The organism is Palleronia pelagia (assembly GCF_900110115.1).
Classification (GTDB): domain Bacteria; phylum Pseudomonadota; class Alphaproteobacteria; order Rhodobacterales; family Rhodobacteraceae; genus Palleronia; species Palleronia pelagia.
In genome coordinates, this window is sequence record NZ_FOCM01000012.1 from 18092 (window position 1) to 33443 (window position 15352).

Here is a 15352-nt window from a genome sequence, read left to right on the forward strand (position 1 = left end):
ACCCTCCAGCGCTGGAGCGTCCCATATATCCGGCAAGCGAAAGAAAGGACCGACCATGACCATCCTGAACGTTCCCGGCATGAATTGCGGCCATTGCAGGACCGCGGTCGAACAGGCGATCGCATCCGTGGACTCTGCCGCCACGCCGCAAGTTGATCTGGGCAATAAAACGGTATCGCTTGAGAGCCACGCAAGCGATCAGGAAATCGTCGACGCGCTCGCGGCCAAGGGTTACCCGGCGACCGTCGCCGCCTGAGCCCCCCCGGCGTTTCCTATTCCTGACGCGCGGCCTCGACCAGATTTTCGAGCTGTTCCAGCGGCACGAGGCCAGGCACGAGTTCGTCACCGATCACGAAGGACGGCGTTCCGTTGAACCCGAGCGACTGCGCAAGCCGCATGGACGTTTCGATATGCGCGTCGATCTCGGCTGCGTCCATGTCGGCCCGAAGCTTTTCGGTATCCAGCCCGACATCTTCCGCAGCAGCCATGACCGTCGTCTCGTTGGCCCGGCCGGCCAACTCCATCAGGGCCCAATGGAACGGCTCGTAGAGACCCTGCTCGCGTGAAGCGAGCGCCGCGCGCGCCGCGAAGACGGAGCCTTCGCCCAGGATCGGCCATTCGCGGTAGACAACCTTGAGATCTTCGTCGCCTGCGACCAGCGCTTTTACATCCGGCGCGACACGCTTGCAGTAGGGGCAATTGTAGTCGAAAAATTCGACCACCACGGGATCGCCGTCCGGGTTGCCGAGAACGGGGGCGTTGGGGTCGTTCTCCAGAAGATCGCGCTCCTGTTCCAGAACGTCGGCGGCCGCCGATCTTTGCGCCGCGGCTTCGCGCTGTTCCAGAAGCTGGATCGCCTGCATCAATATCTCAGGCCGCTCAAGGATGGCTTCAAGCGCCAGACGCTTGATATCTTCGTCCGAGCGATCTTGCGCAACGGCAGTCATCGGGGTCAGCGCCAAAAGCGCCAGAACGAGCAGTTTCTTCATGGTTCAGTCCTTATGATTCCGAGGCGGTTCTAGCCGATTGTGCATCCCGAACGCGTTCGGGCCAGGTCGATTTGATATAGGCCATTATATCCCAGATCTCCTGATCGCTCAGAATATCGCCGAAGGCCGGCATGCCGCTGTCGAAGTCCTCGATCCCGGCTGCTTTCATCGCCTCTGCCCCGCCCTGTTTGGTGTAGGCGAAGATCATCGCATCGCCGTGGTGCCATGTGTGGCCAGTCTCGTCATGGGGCGGCGCCGGAAGGCGACCGTCGGGTCCGGGCGAACGCCAGTCGGCTTGCCCTTCAAGGTTCGCGCCGTGACAACTCGCGCAATTCTCGGCGTAGAGCTGCGCCCCCGCAACGGGGTCGCCGGTGGCGTTGGGAAGGTCCAGATCGGCCTGCGCAAACAGCAATCCCGCAGCCCCGGTGACCGCCGCCAGACCGGCCGCCATGATGATCCACACCTTCATACGACACGCACCCACTGCATCATTCCCGATGCGGCGTGGCCCAGCATGTGGCAATGGAACAGCCAGTCACCCGGATTGTCGGCGACGAAGGCGATCTCGCGCCGCTCTCTGGCAGCGATCAATAGCGTGTCGCGCATCGGGCCCATCGCGCCATCGCCGAGCACCTCTCTGAAATGCATGCCGTGCAGGTGCATGGCATGGGGAAAGACGGTGTCGTTCTCGATAGGGATGCGGACCGTCTCGCCCATGCTCGCGGTGACGAGCGGTGTGTCGTGCAGCCCGGCCTGCCCGGCCATGGCCCAGAACTGGCCCTGTCCGATCATCTCGCGGAATCCCATCTCGCGACCCTCGACACTCGCGCGCGACAAACGACCCATTGCGCCGCCCTCGATCTTCATCGGGGCCGTCTGCGCCGAGCCGAGCGTGCCCATCGCATGGCCCGGATTCGGGGGAAGAGCGACGGGATCGGGCCGGCGGGTCAGGGACGCCCGTGCGGTCACGGGAAACGCCGCCTGGACCATGCCGCCGTCGTCGTCGAGCCGCACGAGATACGCTTCTCCGCCCTCGGCTGCGGTCACATCGACCAGCAAATCGATCCTTTGCGCAGGCCCCATGACAAGTTCGGAGGTCACCTTTTCCGGCTGCGCGAGCGGCATCCCGTCATAGGCGACGACCCAACCGTCCAGACCCTGAAGCGCCAGCGGGAAAATCCGCGCATTCGCCATGTTGATCAGCCGAAGCCGCAGCCGTTGGTGCTGCTGCACATCCTGCGTGAAATCATGGCGCGCGTTCGTGGTGACAAAGTTTCCGATCCGGCCGCCATGCGACATCTGCATCGGAATGGCGAAGTTGGGTTCGATCTGGGCCGCTTCGTTCAGAAGCCAGTCATCGAGTGCCAGGACCAGATCGGCGTCGATATCCGGCGCGCTTTCGGCCTCCTCGATTATCAGCGGGCCGTGCAATCCACGCCCAACCTGTTCAGGCGACGCCCAATGGGCGTGGTACCAGTAGGTGCCGGCATCGGGCACGTCGAATGCGTAGTCGAAACTTTCGCCCGGCGCGACGGCGGTTTGGGTCAGATCGGGCACGCCGTCCATGCCGTTGGGCACACGGATACCGTGCCAATGGATCGTCGTCGGCTGGTCGAGCCCGTTGACCAGCCGCCGCTCCAGCCGTGCGCCCTGCCCCAACCTTATTTCCGGCCCCGGCGACGCTCCGTCATAGGCCCAGACCGCCGTTTTCGGATAACCGTCCGGGGCGAGCTGGTGTGACACGGGCTTTGGCTCAATGACCTTTGGCGCCGTGGCCGCAATCGCAGGACCGATCAGAGGCAAGCCGGCCGTTGCGACGGCACCACCCAGAAACGCGCGTCTTGTCGCTCTCATCCATCTTGCTCCTCGTTCAGAAGGTAAATCGCCATCGCTTCGCGGTCCGCATCGGTCATGAAGGATGTGCCATAGGTGACCACTTCGCCCATCGACCCGCCGAACGCATCGCCGTCCGGCATGATCCCGGTTTCCAGCGCATAGGCTAGGTCCGACACGCTCCAGCCCCCGTCTTGCAGCGCTTCCGGCGTGATGGCGGGCGACTTGCCTCCGCCGGGCAGCCCGTCATAACCGCGAAACTTCTCGTCCAGCACGCGCGCGCCGGCGATGTTCCTGCCCGTATGGCACGCCCCGCAATGGGTCACGCCTTCCACCAACAAGCGGCCGCGGTTCCACGCCTCGGACCGGCCTTCGACCGGTTTAGTGCGCGGCGGTTCCAGAAACGCCCCGCGCCAAAGCTTCAGGCCCCAGCGCTGATCGAACGGAAATCCCACCTCATGTGCCGGTGCCGGTTCGTCCACCGCTGCCACGGTCTGGAACGCGGCCCAGAGGTCCGCGATGTCCTGATCGGACAGATTGCGGTAAAACGGATAGGGGAAGGCGGGGTAGTATGGCTCGCCGTCCGGAGAGACGCCCTGCCGCAAGGACGCCGCGAAATCCTGCACGGACCAATCTCCGATCCCCGCGTCTTTCGACATCGTCAGGTTCGACGGATAGAATGTGCCGAAATCGGTCTTGAGCGGCGCACCGCCCGCAAGCGGCTTGCCGCCCTCCTCCCAGTTCGTGTGGCAGGCGATGCAGCCCCCGGCGCGCGCCAGATAGGCACCGCGCTGAGGATCACCGGGCTGATCGATCGACGCGACCTCGTTCTTGACGGGCCACGCGATCACAGCGCCCACGCCGATGACGGCCGCTGCGGAAAAGACCGCAGCGGTGATAAGCAATTTCCGCATGATCCTAGTCCTTCTCGAGCCGGAACCGCGTATGGCACGTCGAACAAGTGCGGCTTAGCTCGGAAAACACCTCGTCGGCAGGCATGTCCGCCATCTCGGCCAACGTGGTTTCGGCCGAGCCGCCACCCATCATGCCAGACGCATCGCCACCCATCATGCTGGCCGTGTCTCCGCCCATCATGGACCCCATATCCGCTTGCGCCGCCTCTTCATCGGCCAGACCGTTATCCGCCGCTTTCGAAAGCCCCTGGGCCAAGGTCTCCAGCCGCATCGCGATGCGTTCGAACTCGTCCCAATCCTCCCAGATCGCGTCTTTCACGTAGGATTTCTCGTTCGCGTTATCTTCTGGAAACAGCTCGGTCATCGCGGTGCCCGCATGTTCCTCGAACACGGCGGCGGCCTTCCTGACCGTGTCGGCGTCGTAGTTCTGTTCGCCCTTCATGATCGGCGTGACGGATTTCACCGCATCGCCCATCGCGCTCATGGCCTGCATCCGCTCCAGCACGATGCCGGTCGCACCCGTATGAGCCACTGCGCCGATGCCGATGCTAGTCGCGACCGAAGCCGCCAGAATGGTTTTCAGTTTCATCTCGGAGTTTCCTGTATTTCCTGGATCTTAAGTCTTGTGCTTCAAGACAGGGATCGTGGGACAGGAGGATCGGTCATGGAATACAGAAGCTTGAACAGGGACGGCGACACGCGGCGCTTTTTCGACGATGCCGCGATGTACGCTTGTCCGTGCGACGCCGACGAGAGAACTACCGAGATGTTGCACTCCGGCGCGTCGTGACAGTCATCGGCTCCGATCTGATCTTGGACCTTTGCTGCACCTGGTTCGCCAAGCTCGACGGCACTTTCCGACTGAGCGGCATGCAGCCCGCCTGCCTGCACGGGCGACCCGGCGGACAGGACCGCCAATACAATCACCGACGCGAAAACGAGAAAGAGCGTAGAGATGCGCACTATTGGATCCCGTTCTCACTTTGCATGGCCCGCACATAGGCAACGATCGTGCCCACATCGGCGCGCGTCAGTCCCTCGATCGGTGGCATATTGCCGAAATCCCAATGGTGCGACCTGACGCCATTGGAAACGGCGCGATAGAACGCTTCGTCGCCGTGATGGCTAGGCTCATAGATTTTGTGGACCAAGGGCGGGGCCACGCCGTTCTGTCCCGCCGCGTTCTGACCGTGGCATTGGGCGCAAGCCGCCTCGAACGCGCGCTTTCCCATTTCCTCTTTCTGATCCAGTTCGGTCGGCAAGGAAACGTCCACAATGGGGGCACCCAGCGCCAGTTCCGTCGTATCGGGGGGCGTCATCGAATGACCCGCCATCTGGGATGGTGCAGTCGCCCACCACAGAAGGCCCGCGGCTGCAACGACGATGGCGATCGTGACGGCGATGAGTTTGGTTGGCATTGTATGTCCCGACATTGGAACGGGGCAGCCATTGACCGCCCCGCAAACAAGTGATGTTCCGCCGGCGTCAGATCAAAAGCACCTGAGTGCCCACCTTCGCCATGCCGAAGAGTTCGGCGATATGTTCGTTGAACAATCCTATACAGCCGTTCGAGGACCGCCGCCCGATCTTGCGCGTGTCATTCGTTCCGTGCACCCGGTAATACTGCCAGGACAAATAAAGCGCATGGGTACCAAGCGGGTTGTCGGGTCCGGGCGCCCAGTAATCCGGCCATTCGGGATTACGCTCTTTCATCGACGGCGTGGGCCGCCAGCTTGGGCCTTCGACCTTGCGTATCACTTCCGTCCGACCGAGCCGCGTCAGCTCGTCGGATTCCGGAACGGAACTTGGGTAGACCTTGTGGATCGAACCGTCTTCGGACCAGTAGTTGACGTATCGCCGGACCGTATCGCACAGGATGACGCCATTCCGACGTGTGTCGAAGTAGTCCTGCCAGCCATGCGTGCTGAAGCTGGACGCATTGCGCCGCACGGCCGGGGTTGCCAGAGATTGTGCGGCACTGGCGAGCGGAAGTGCGGATGCACTGGCCGAGGCAAGTCCGATAAGAACCGACCGCCGCGACGGTGGATTACCCTGGTTCATGACTGCTCCTCAATTCATTTTCTTTGCGCTTGCGGCCTTCCAACGCTGGAAGGTCAAACCCTTTCCGATCACGACAGAGTGACCGGTGGCGGCCTAAACCGCTTGACCTTCCCGCACTGGAGTTTGCCAGAATTAACATCGGCGAACAAAGGAGCTCTAAAAATGAACGACCAACCTTCCAGCGGCGGTATCCAGGCGCGCGTCATGAAATGGGGCATGATGGCGTGCTGCGCGATCATGCTCGCGCCGGTCGCATCGTTTCTTCTTGCCGGGGGAACGATCGCGGGGTTGTGGAACAACGCGGGTGTTTTCGCGCCTATCGCCCTGTGTGTTGGTGCGCATCTGGTGATGCATCGCCTGATGGGCAAATCCTGCCACGGCAAGGGTTCTGAACAGGTCAAACAGGCGGAACAGGAGAAAATCGTCGCTGTTCCAGCCCAGGCGCGATCCACCGAAATGGACCGTCTGCGCGGCGCATGACCATGCGAATGATTGTGCTCGCTCCGCTTTTTGTCGGAGCGTGCACAAACGCTTTTTCGAACTGCCCGGATAGGACCGAGTACACGGGCAGGGTCGACTTGCCACCGGGCTGCCGCGTTTCGTCCAAAGCGGAAACCGAATTGGCAACTCTCGTTTGCGCTGATGGCAGAAGCGGGTTTGCGGCGATTGATCAGAATGGAGGTGTTCTGCGATGACTGACACCACTCACCACACGACTCGTCGAGATTTTCTCTACTACGCGACTGCGGGAGCCGGAACTGTCGTCGCTGGGGCTGCCGCATGGCCTCTGATAAATCAGATGAACCCAACGGCCGATGTCCAAGCCCTATCACAGATACGGGTCGATATATAGGGAATCACGGAGGGGGCTCAGCTGACAGTGACATGGCGAGGCAAGCCTGTATTCATCAGAAACAGGACGGCGGCGGAGATCGAGGCGGCTCAACTTGAAGATCCGGCGGCGCTACCGGATCCAAACGCTCGGAACTCCAATCTCGAAGACGGTGCGTTGGCAACCGATGATAATCGCACCATAGGTGAGCGTGGTGACCTCATCGTGATGATCGGCGTCTGCACCCATCTAGGCTGTGTTCCGCTCGGCGAAGCCGGCGACTTCGATGGCTGGTTTTGTCCCTGTCACGGATCGCACTACGACACGTCGGGTCGAATTCGAAAAGGGCCCGCGCCGGAGAACTTGGCAATCCCCAAGACTTCGCTCGGCGATGATATGATCCTGGTGATTGGGTAACCTCTTGATAGCACGTAGAAACCTTTTGCTGGCGGCGGGCGGCGTGGCGCTGGTCGCAGCCTTCCAGAAAGGTCCGGACATTCTGGCGGCGTTCGGGTCCGAATTTGAATTTGAACCCTCCCCGGTCGATGGATTTCGCCAGATTGCCGGTGGAAGTTCATCGACGGGCAGCTTCGATCCGTTCGTCGGTCTGGACCGGGACAAGGTTGCCATCCCGGCGGAATTGGTCGCCACGGTCGAACGCAACCTCTGTTCGACCTTGTTCGAAGATACCGGCACCGGCGATGTCCCGGTCGCGTCCTTTTCGGACTACAACTGCCCCTATTGTCGGATCCTGACCCGAGACCTGGGCAGGATCGCGCAGGAGGGCGGCGTCACCGTGTCGTGGCACGAACTTCCGCTTCTGGGCGAAACTTCGATCGCGGCTGCGAAAGCCGCACTGGCCGCGAAGCGTCAGGGGGCATATACCGAATTTCATGAACGTTTGCTGCGAACAGCGTTCGTCACGACGCCGGAGTTTCTTCAGCTGATCGCGGATGACATAGGCGTCGACTACGAACAGCTTCGACAGGATATCGACAGTCCCGACGTCGAGGACGAACTGAAACGCAGCAAGACACTTGCGCAAATCTTTCGGTTTTCCGCGACACCAGCGATGGTCGTCGGGCGAACCGTGGTGATCGGCGTGGTTGGCGAAGCCAGGCTTCGAAGCCTGATCGAATTGGAACGACAGGAAGGACGCGTGGAAAGATGCTTTGTCTAGGGATCGCGTTTTGAAATGATGGCTCGAAACCTTGTCCGTGCGCTTTCGGTCGCACTGTTTCTGGCGTCTCCGATGCAGGCAGCGACATCGGAAACCGTATCGAGCGGGCCGATCGACGCACAGCTGTTCGTCGCGGAGGACGGCATCGCGCCCGATGCCTCGACCCTGTCGGCAGCCCTCCGCATCGAACTCGAGGAAGGCTGGAAGACTTACTGGCGCTCGCCCGGCGAAGTCGGGATTCCCCCGACCGTGAATTGGGAAGCGTCGAAGAACGTTGCCGAGGTCGAGTTTCTTTGGCCGGCTCCCGAACGGTTCAGGGCCTTCGGGATCGAAAATTTCGGCTACAAGGATGAAGTCGCCTTTCCGCTGCGGATTTCGCTGCAGGAACCGGGCGTGCCGACGCGCCTGGCCGGGACGGTCGATTTGCTGGTCTGTTCCGATATCTGTGTGCCGGAGAGCTTCGATCTCGCGCTGGATATCCCTGCGGGAACCGGCATCGACCGCGTCTCGGCCGAATTGATCGCAGCGGCCAACAACCGCGTCCCGGATGCGGGCGGCGCGGGAATGGGGGACGCGCAAGCGTTTATCGATACGGACGGCCAGACGCTGACCGTCCAGATCCAGTCCGAAGTTCCGTTCAGGACGCCGGATGTATTCGCCGAGCTTGGCAGCTTCACCGCCTTCGGCGCGCCGGATATACGGCTGGGCGACGGCGACCGGACGCTCTGGGCCAGCGTGCCGATACTCGCCCGTCAGGATGACGTCCGTGACATCGCCCTGACCGTCACCGACGGGGACCGCGCAAGTACCATCGTCCCCGATTGGACAGAACGCGCCCCGCCGCCGCCCTTCACAATCGCGACCGCCGCGCCCGGTATCGGAACGCTTGCCTGGATCGCCCTGGTGGCCCTGTTGGGCGGTGCCATATTGAACGTCATGCCCTGCGTCCTGCCGGTCCTGTCGATCAAGGTCGCATCGGCGATGCAGGCACGCGCCCGTGGCGAAGACCATGTGCGACGCGGCTTTCTTGTCTCGGCATCGGGCGTCCTGGCCTTCATGTGGCTGCTGGCGGCCGCCCTTATCGCGCTGAAGGCGGCAGGCTATGCCGTCGGCTGGGGGTTGCAGTTCCAGAACCCGGTCTTCCTGGTGGCGATGATCGTCGTGCTCGTCCTTTTTGCGGCAAATCTCTTTGGCGTGTTCGAGATCTCGCTGCCGCAATCCTGGATGACGCGGCTTGCCCGCGAAGAAGGCCGGTCGGGCCATGCCGGGGATTTCGCGACCGGTGCGTTCGCCGCGATCCTCGCGACCCCCTGCTCCGCCCCGCTGCTGGGCACCGCGGTCGCCTTCTCCTTGGCGGGCCGCGCGCTGGATGTCTTCGTGGTCTTCACCGCGCTGGGTGTCGGACTGGCGCTTCCGTATCTCGCACTCGCGGCACGACCGGGCCTTGTGCGCCGTTTGCCGAAGCCGGGTCCGTGGATGATTGCGCTCAAGGCCGTGCTGGGATCGCTGCTGGCGCTGACCGCGGCATGGCTGCTTTGGGTGCTATCGGGCGTGGCCGGCGTTTCGACGTTCCGTATCGTTGCGGGCGCATCGGTGCTGTTGCTGGTCGTTCTCGCCCTGTCGTCGCGTCTGCCGCGCAATCTGGCCGTCGGCACCGCCCTGGCCGTCGTGGCGGGAACGTTGGCGGTTCCGGTCCTTGTGCCCCAAGACACCGCGCAGGCGTCCATCGCCACGAACTGGGTGCCCTTCGACCGCGCCGAAATCCCGGTTCACGTATCCCGGGGCCATGTGGTCTTTGTGGATGTCACCGCGGATTGGTGCCTGACCTGCAAGGCGAACAAGGCGCTTGTCCTGGACCGCGGCGCGGTGTCCGGGGCGCTGGCCCGTCAGGACGTCATCGCGATGCAGGCCGATTGGACGCGACCGGATCCGGCAATCGGGCGGTATCTGGAGGCCAATGGCCGCTACGGAATACCGTTCAACGCCGTCTACGGGCCGGGGGCGCCCGAAGGGATCGCCCTTCCCGAACTGCTGACCGAAGCCGCCGTGATGGACGCACTGGATACGGCATCCGACCGCATCGTCGCCGAACGCTGAGTCAGCCCCGTGGCCGGAATGGGTTCCGGCCGCTCATGATCTGAAGCAGGAAACTGCCCGAAGCGGTTATCAAAAGAAACCCGTGAAACGCTTCGAGCGCTGCCATGAAGCGCAGATGCCCGGACGGGATGAGATCGCCCCGTCCAAGCGTCGTGTAGTTCACCATCGAGAAATAGAAATAGTCCATGAAGGTCAGATCGGCACCGCGATCGCAGCCGGTCGCGCGAAGATCGCCCAGTTCGAAACCATGCGCTGCAACCCACAGGCCGGACGCATAGACCAGCGCCTCCACAAGGTGGGCGACGGTGAGCGCCGCTACGCCCAGTGCCAGACATCGGCCCGGATGCAGGGCAGGATTGACCGCGTCCGAAACCCTCCGCAAAGCCACGTAGTGGACCGCGGTGTTCATGGATATTAGGACGGCGGAGATCAGAATGGCGTTGAGCATTCAAGCAACTCAATACCACCGCCGAGGGAAGCTCAATATAGGCCGAAATTCTCGGGCTGGGGATGCAGCACGACCCGTGTTCCGATCGGCACGCGATCGTAGAAGTCTACGATCTGGTCGTTGATCAGGCGTGCGCATCCATTGGACACCGCGCGGGCCAGTGTTTCGGGCAGATGCGTTCCGTGGATCCTGAGCAGGGTATCCCCGCGACCGGGTTGGAAAAGATAAAGCGCGCGCGCCCCCAGCGGGTTTTCCAGACCGCCCGGAACGCCGTCACGGTACTGTTCGTAAACTTCGGGCTCCCGGCGCAGCATCCCGGGCGTCGGTGTCCAGCGTGGAAATCGCCGTTTCATGCCGACGTAGAATTCACCTTCCTCATACAAGCCCGGCCGCCCGACGCCGACGGTGTAGCGAATCGCCTGCCCATCCGGCAACGTCCAATAGAGCGCGAATTCCCATGGATAGACGTGGATTTCATCCGGGCGCAGATCCAGATGTTCGATTGAAACCCGCTGCGGAAGATGCTCGTCTGGCACGTCGTAGGTCGGCACAACCGGTTCGGCCTCGACATGCGCGGCGGCAAGTCCCGGCCGCAGGAGCGTCGCGGCAGCCGCACCGCGGATGAAGGTTCTTCTGTCGGTCATGAGCCTATTCATCGACTCGAGTTTCAGTTTCCGAGAGCTTCACGAATGACGATCCGCCGAGGGTCGTCGGGGGAAAGGTTCTCTATTAATTTCTGCGCGCTCTCATACGCCAAGATCGATTCCTCCAGCTCGCCGAGAACGTCATAGGCCCGCCCCAACCTCAGCCAGCCGTCAAGGTCGTCCGGGTTCTCTTCCAGACGCGCCGCCAGCCCATCGACCATCGACCGGATGAAGGCCCCCCGGTCCTCCTCGCTCAGTTCGGAGGCGGCGGCGATGTCGTCTTGGCTTGGCCCGCGCATCGTCGGCGCGTAGTCGGCCAGGGAAATCCGGTCGGCACCGATCTGGTCACCCAGATAATTCGCCCGCACCACGAAGCTTTCCATCCAGGGCTGGAAGCCGTTCGCCGCATTCAACCTGCTCAGCAAAAGATCGCGCGCCTCCTGCCGCGCCCCCGCTTGTTCCAGCGCCACGGTCTTGTAGTAGGTCGCTGCCGGATTGCCCGGGTCGAGCGCCGCCGCTCGGTCGATCGCGGTTTCCGCCTCCGGGGTGACAATGCCGCCCTCGGCCTCGATCAGAGCTTCGGAATAAAGCGAAAAGGTGGCCGATGTGGCATCCGATCGATCCAAGAGGCGCGCGTAGGCCGATGCGGCCCGGTCCGGTTGGCCAAGCCGGGAATAGACGCCTGCCAGAAGCAACCAGCCCTCGGTCGGGCCGCCATCCGGATCACTTTCCAGTCGTTCGCGCAATCGTTCGGCAAGTTCCGCGATCTCGGCGGCATCCGCGCGTTCGCCGGCGCGATCGGCCAGTGTGAGGCTCGGCACCTGTGGCGTGCCGGTGACTGCGTAGAGCGCGGCACCGAAAAGCGGTATCGCGACCGCCGCGGCCAAAACGGCCGCCCGCCCCGACCCTGTTGCCATCGGACCGCGGTCCGGGCTGCGCGACAGGGCAAGCATCCGGCGCTTGATCTCCACCTCGGCAGATTGCGCCTCGGTGTCCGAGATCAATTCACGTTCGCGATCCCGACTCACCTCGGCAAGCTGGTCGGTCAGAATCGCCATCGCGCTTTTTTCGCGACTGACGTCGTTGCTCGGCCCGCGCAGCGACGGAAACGCGACAGCGGCTCCGGCGAGGATCGCGAGAAGTATCAGGAAGACCCAGATCATTGCCCGTCCCCCTGACGCGACAGGAAAGCATCCAGTTCCACGGTTTCTTCTTCGGACAAGGCATCGCCAGTCCGCTGTCGCCGCCCGCGCAGTGCCACGGTCACGCCGATCGCTCCCCCCAGGAAGATAACCGCCGGCGCCAGCCACAATGCATAGGTGGTCGGTTTCCAGGGAGGGCGGAAAAGAACGAAATCGCCGTAACGGGCGACGATGTAATCCAGAACCTCCTGATCCGTGTCTCCGGCGACAAGCCGTTCACGCACCAGAAGCCTCAGGTCCCGCGCGACACCCGCATTCGAGCTGTCGATGGATTCGTTCTGGCACACGACGCAACGCAACTCGGCCGAAAGACCGCGCGCTCGCGCCTCAAGCGCGGGGTCGTCGAGTATCTCGTCGGGTTCGACAGCGGCCGCGACGGTGGCGACGACCGCAAACAGGACGGCGCAGATCAGATGCCTCATGATGCCGCTCCGGCTGCCGCTGCCAACGCGGACCTGACCCTGGCCAGATCGTCAGCCGCCACGATCGGACCGACATGACGATAAACGACAGTGCCCGCCGTATCGATCACAAACGTTTCCGGGACGCCGGAAACGCCCCATTCGATCCCGGCCCGTCCCGACAGGTCCGACCCGATACGGTCGTAGGGGTTGCCAAGATCGCGCAGCCATTGGGCCGCATCCTCGGGCTTGTCCTTGTAGTTCAGACCCATGAGGGGGACCCCTTCTTCCTGAACCAGCCGCGTCAGGACCGCGTGTTCGGCCCGGCAAGGCACGCACCAGGATGCGAACACGTTGACGAGTGCCGGTCTTTCCAGGTTCGACAGATCGGCCCTGGAAAGACCGGGAACACCCGCGCCCTCGACCGGCGGCAAGTCGAATTCCGGGGCGGGCTGGGACAGCAGCACCGTTGGAACGGCACCGGGGTCGCGGTCGGGGTCGAGCCCCCAGAAAAAAGCCGCGCCGATGACCAAGGCGACCACGACAGGCAATGCGATCAGAAAACGGGCCATCCGATCATTCCGCCGGAGTGGCGCCGACCGGCGGCGTCGCGACCGTACGTCGCGGCGCACCGACCCGCAGGCGGCGGTCCGACAGGGACAGGATACCGCCCACGACCAACATTACGGTCCCGAGCCAGATGAACCCGACAAGCGGTTCGTAGAGGATGCGCAAGGTCCATTTTCCGGCCGCAAGCGATTTCTCATCCGACGGGGCGCTGATCGACGCATATAGATCACCCGCGACCGTCGAACGGATGGCCGCTTCGGTCGTTTGCGAATTCGCGACCGGATAGCTTCGCCGCTCGGGGCGCAGAACCGTGACAGGTTCTCCGTCGCGCGTGACGATCAGCGTGCCGGTGTCAGAGATATAGTTCGGCCCCCGCAGACGCTCGACCCCCTCAAAGCGGATATCGAAGCCCGCAATGGCGACTTCCGTGCCGGGTTCGCCGAACTTGATGACCTCTTCCTTCCAGGCGCTGGAGCCGGTGAAGCCGATGATGCAGACGGCCAATCCGGCATGGGCCAGCGTCATGCCATGCGCGGCGCGGGGAAGTCCCTTGGCGCGCCGCCAGCTGTCGGCCAGGGGCACCGCGCCCAGCTTTATTCTAAGGGACCATTCGCGAAGCGTGGCGAACAGAAGCCAGACGGCCGCCGCTATCGCCAGAACAGCGAGGGCGGGGCCGCCGGTATCAACGTACCACGCCCCCAAGGCCGCCAGCGCCGTCAGACCGGCAACCCACTTCAGCCGCGACAGCACGCCGGGCAGGTCTGCGCGTTTCCACGACAGAAGAGGTCCGACCGCCATGATCGCGACAAGCGGCAGCATGATCGGAATGAAGCTTGCATTGAAGAAGGGCGGCCCGACCGAGATTTTCTCGTCCGCGATCGCCTCGACGAAGAGCGGATAGAGCGTGCCGAACAGAACCACGGCTGTCGCGGTCGCCAGAAGCAGGTTGTTGATGAGAAGCCCGCCCTCGCGGCTGATCGGGGCGAACAGCCCGCCGGCCTCGAGCTTGGGCGCGCGCGCCGCATAGAGGGTCAGCGACCCGACGATCGTGATGCCAAGCAGGCCGAGGATGTACAGGCCGCGCTCGGGGTCGACAGCGAAGGCGTGCACGCTGGTGAGCAGTCCGGACCGGACGATAAAAGTGCCCAGCAGAGACAGCGAGAATGTCAGGATCGCCAGCAGGATCGTCCAGCTTTTGAACGCATCCCGCTTCTCGGTCACGATCGCGGAGTGCAGCAGGGCCGTGCCGAGAAGCCAGGGCATGAAACTGACATTCTCAACCGGATCCCAGAACCACCAGCCGCCCCAGCCAAGTTCGTAATACGCCCACCAGGAGCCCAGGGCGATGCCCGCGGTCAGGCTGGTCCAGGCCGCAAGCGTCCAGGGCCGGACCCAGCGCGCCCATGCCGGGTCGACGCGCCCTTCGATCAGGGCGGCAACCGCGAAGCTGAAGACGATCGAAAATCCGACATAGCCGATGTAGAGAAGCGGCGGATGCAGCGCGAGACCGAAATCCTGCAGCAGCGGGTTCAGATCCTGGCCGTCCATCGGTGGCGGAAAGACGCGTTCGAACGGGTTCGACGTGAACAGAAGGAACGTAAGGAACCCGACGCTGATCCAGGCCTGAACGCTCAGCGTCCGGGCTTTCAAACCATCGGGCACGTTGCGCCCCAGCGTCGCGACCCCTGCCCCGAACACCGCAAGAATCAGGACCCAGAGCACCAGTGACCCCTCGTGACTGCCCCAGGTGCCCGCAACCTTGAAGAGCATGGGCTTCAGGGAATGCGAGTTCTCCACCACGTTCCGGACGGTAAAGTCGCTGACGACGAAGGACCGCATGAGCGCCAAGAATGCGACGCCAACCAACCCTACCTGCACGACGGACGTGGTCACGGCGCTTTGCATCCAGAGCGCGTTGTTCCGTGCGGCGCCCATGATCGGAAGGACCGACTGTACCACGGCCGCCATCAATGCGAGGATCAGCGCGAAATGTCCGAGTTCGGGAATCATGATCTCACCTCTTTTCGGGGCTGCCTGCCGGGTTCCGCTGCGGGAAGGTCAAGTCAGCTTGTATGCACAAGGACGTTGAACAGAATGACAAGTCTGTGACTGATCCGATCCTTGAGCTTCCGATACTGGAAGCACCACGTCCCATATCGGAATTTGCAATGAGGAACTACC

18 protein-coding genes and 1 pseudogene are annotated in these 15352 nt (G+C 63.0%); 5 read left to right on the top strand and 14 right to left on the bottom strand.

From position 1 onward, the window contains the following. The first annotated feature begins 55 nt into the window (after positions 1 to 55). The gene (locus tag BMX96_RS17885) at positions 56 to 256 is read left to right on the top strand and encodes a heavy-metal-associated domain-containing protein (RefSeq protein WP_091846723.1); all 201 of its coding nucleotides are present in this window, start codon (positions 56 to 58) and stop codon (positions 254 to 256) included. A gap of 16 nt (positions 257 to 272) precedes the next feature. Here the strand turns inward: BMX96_RS17885 and BMX96_RS17890 are convergent, their stop codons facing one another. From BMX96_RS17890 to BMX96_RS17920, 8 genes are all read right to left on the bottom strand, one after another. Beyond that, positions 273 to 962, bottom strand: a complete 690-nt coding sequence (locus BMX96_RS17890; RefSeq protein ID WP_456238459.1) for a DsbA family protein — start codon at positions 960 to 962, stop codon at positions 273 to 275. A gap of 37 nt (positions 963 to 999) precedes the next feature. Beyond that, positions 1000 to 1458 (bottom strand): c-type cytochrome, encoded by a 459-nt coding sequence (locus BMX96_RS17895; protein ID WP_091846725.1) that lies wholly within the window; start codon positions 1456 to 1458, stop codon positions 1000 to 1002. Then, positions 1455 to 2792, bottom strand: a complete 1338-nt coding sequence (locus BMX96_RS17900; protein ID WP_330220657.1) for a multicopper oxidase family protein — start codon at positions 2790 to 2792, stop codon at positions 1455 to 1457. Before BMX96_RS17900 ends, BMX96_RS17895 begins: the two co-directional genes overlap by 4 nt. Before the next feature lie 47 nt (positions 2793 to 2839). Beyond that, positions 2840 to 3736 carry a c-type cytochrome gene (locus BMX96_RS17905; RefSeq protein ID WP_091846727.1) on the bottom strand — a complete coding sequence of 299 codons (897 nt, stop codon included), beginning with the start codon at positions 3734 to 3736 and terminating at the stop codon, positions 2840 to 2842. Positions 3737 to 3740: 4 nt separating this feature from the next. Continuing rightward, entirely contained in the window at positions 3741 to 4325 is a 585-nt protein-coding gene (locus BMX96_RS17910) for a c-type cytochrome (RefSeq protein WP_091846728.1), read from the bottom strand. A gap of 41 nt (positions 4326 to 4366) precedes the next feature. Beyond that, entirely contained in the window at positions 4367 to 4699 is a 333-nt protein-coding gene (locus tag BMX96_RS19430; protein WP_108892406.1) for a hypothetical protein, read from the bottom strand. Further along, entirely contained in the window at positions 4699 to 5154 is a 456-nt protein-coding gene (locus tag BMX96_RS17915) for a c-type cytochrome (RefSeq protein WP_091846729.1), read from the bottom strand. Before BMX96_RS17915 ends, BMX96_RS19430 begins: the two co-directional genes overlap by 1 nt. Positions 5155 to 5221: 67 nt before the next feature. After that, entirely contained in the window at positions 5222 to 5797 is a 576-nt protein-coding gene (locus BMX96_RS17920; protein WP_091846730.1) for a L,D-transpeptidase, read from the bottom strand. Between the two features lie 162 nt (positions 5798 to 5959). Between BMX96_RS17920 and BMX96_RS17925 the strand changes: the two genes are divergently transcribed. From BMX96_RS17925 to BMX96_RS17940, 4 genes and pseudogenes are all read left to right on the top strand, one after another. Beyond that, positions 5960 to 6277 (top strand): DUF2933 domain-containing protein, encoded by a 318-nt coding sequence (locus tag BMX96_RS17925; protein ID WP_091846731.1) that lies wholly within the window; start codon positions 5960 to 5962, stop codon positions 6275 to 6277. A gap of 211 nt (positions 6278 to 6488) precedes the next feature. Beyond that, a pseudogene (petA, locus tag BMX96_RS17930) lies at positions 6489 to 7046 on the top strand (ubiquinol-cytochrome c reductase iron-sulfur subunit). Between the two features lie 43 nt (positions 7047 to 7089). Further along, a complete protein-coding gene (locus BMX96_RS17935; protein ID WP_175481786.1) occupies positions 7090 to 7809 on the top strand; it encodes a DsbA family protein in 720 nt (239 codons plus the stop codon). Positions 7810 to 7881: 72 nt separating this feature from the next. After that, positions 7882 to 9906: a protein-disulfide reductase DsbD family protein gene (locus tag BMX96_RS17940; protein WP_236737130.1), complete on the top strand. Its 2025-nt coding sequence runs from the start codon at positions 7882 to 7884 to the stop codon at positions 9904 to 9906. Between the two features lies 1 nt (position 9907). Here BMX96_RS17940 and BMX96_RS17945 read toward each other — a convergent pair whose 3' ends face one another. Genes BMX96_RS17945 through BMX96_RS17970 form a run of 6 tightly spaced genes read right to left on the bottom strand, consistent with a single transcriptional unit; the run spans position 9908 to position 15181 of the window. Then, positions 9908 to 10354, bottom strand: a complete 447-nt coding sequence (locus BMX96_RS17945; protein WP_091846734.1) for a potassium channel family protein — start codon at positions 10352 to 10354, stop codon at positions 9908 to 9910. A gap of 32 nt (positions 10355 to 10386) precedes the next feature. Next, positions 10387 to 10998, bottom strand: a complete 612-nt coding sequence (locus tag BMX96_RS17950; protein ID WP_091846735.1) for a L,D-transpeptidase — start codon at positions 10996 to 10998, stop codon at positions 10387 to 10389. Positions 10999 to 11021: 23 nt separating this feature from the next. Next, positions 11022 to 12161 (bottom strand): c-type cytochrome biogenesis protein CcmI, encoded by a 1140-nt coding sequence (gene ccmI / locus BMX96_RS17955; RefSeq protein WP_091846736.1) that lies wholly within the window; start codon positions 12159 to 12161, stop codon positions 11022 to 11024. Further along, positions 12158 to 12622 carry a cytochrome c-type biogenesis protein gene (locus BMX96_RS17960; RefSeq protein WP_091846737.1) on the bottom strand — a complete coding sequence of 155 codons (465 nt, stop codon included), beginning with the start codon at positions 12620 to 12622 and terminating at the stop codon, positions 12158 to 12160. The genes ccmI and BMX96_RS17960 overlap by 4 nt, the downstream gene beginning before the upstream one ends. Then, on the bottom strand, positions 12619 to 13173 hold the full coding sequence (locus BMX96_RS17965) for a DsbE family thiol:disulfide interchange protein (RefSeq protein WP_091846738.1): 555 nt from the start codon (positions 13171 to 13173) through the stop codon (positions 12619 to 12621). The genes BMX96_RS17960 and BMX96_RS17965 overlap by 4 nt, the downstream gene beginning before the upstream one ends. Positions 13174 to 13177: 4 nt before the next feature. After that, positions 13178 to 15181, bottom strand: a complete 2004-nt coding sequence (locus tag BMX96_RS17970) for a heme lyase CcmF/NrfE family subunit (protein WP_091846739.1) — start codon at positions 15179 to 15181, stop codon at positions 13178 to 13180. Between the last annotated feature and the right edge of the window lie 171 nt (positions 15182 to 15352).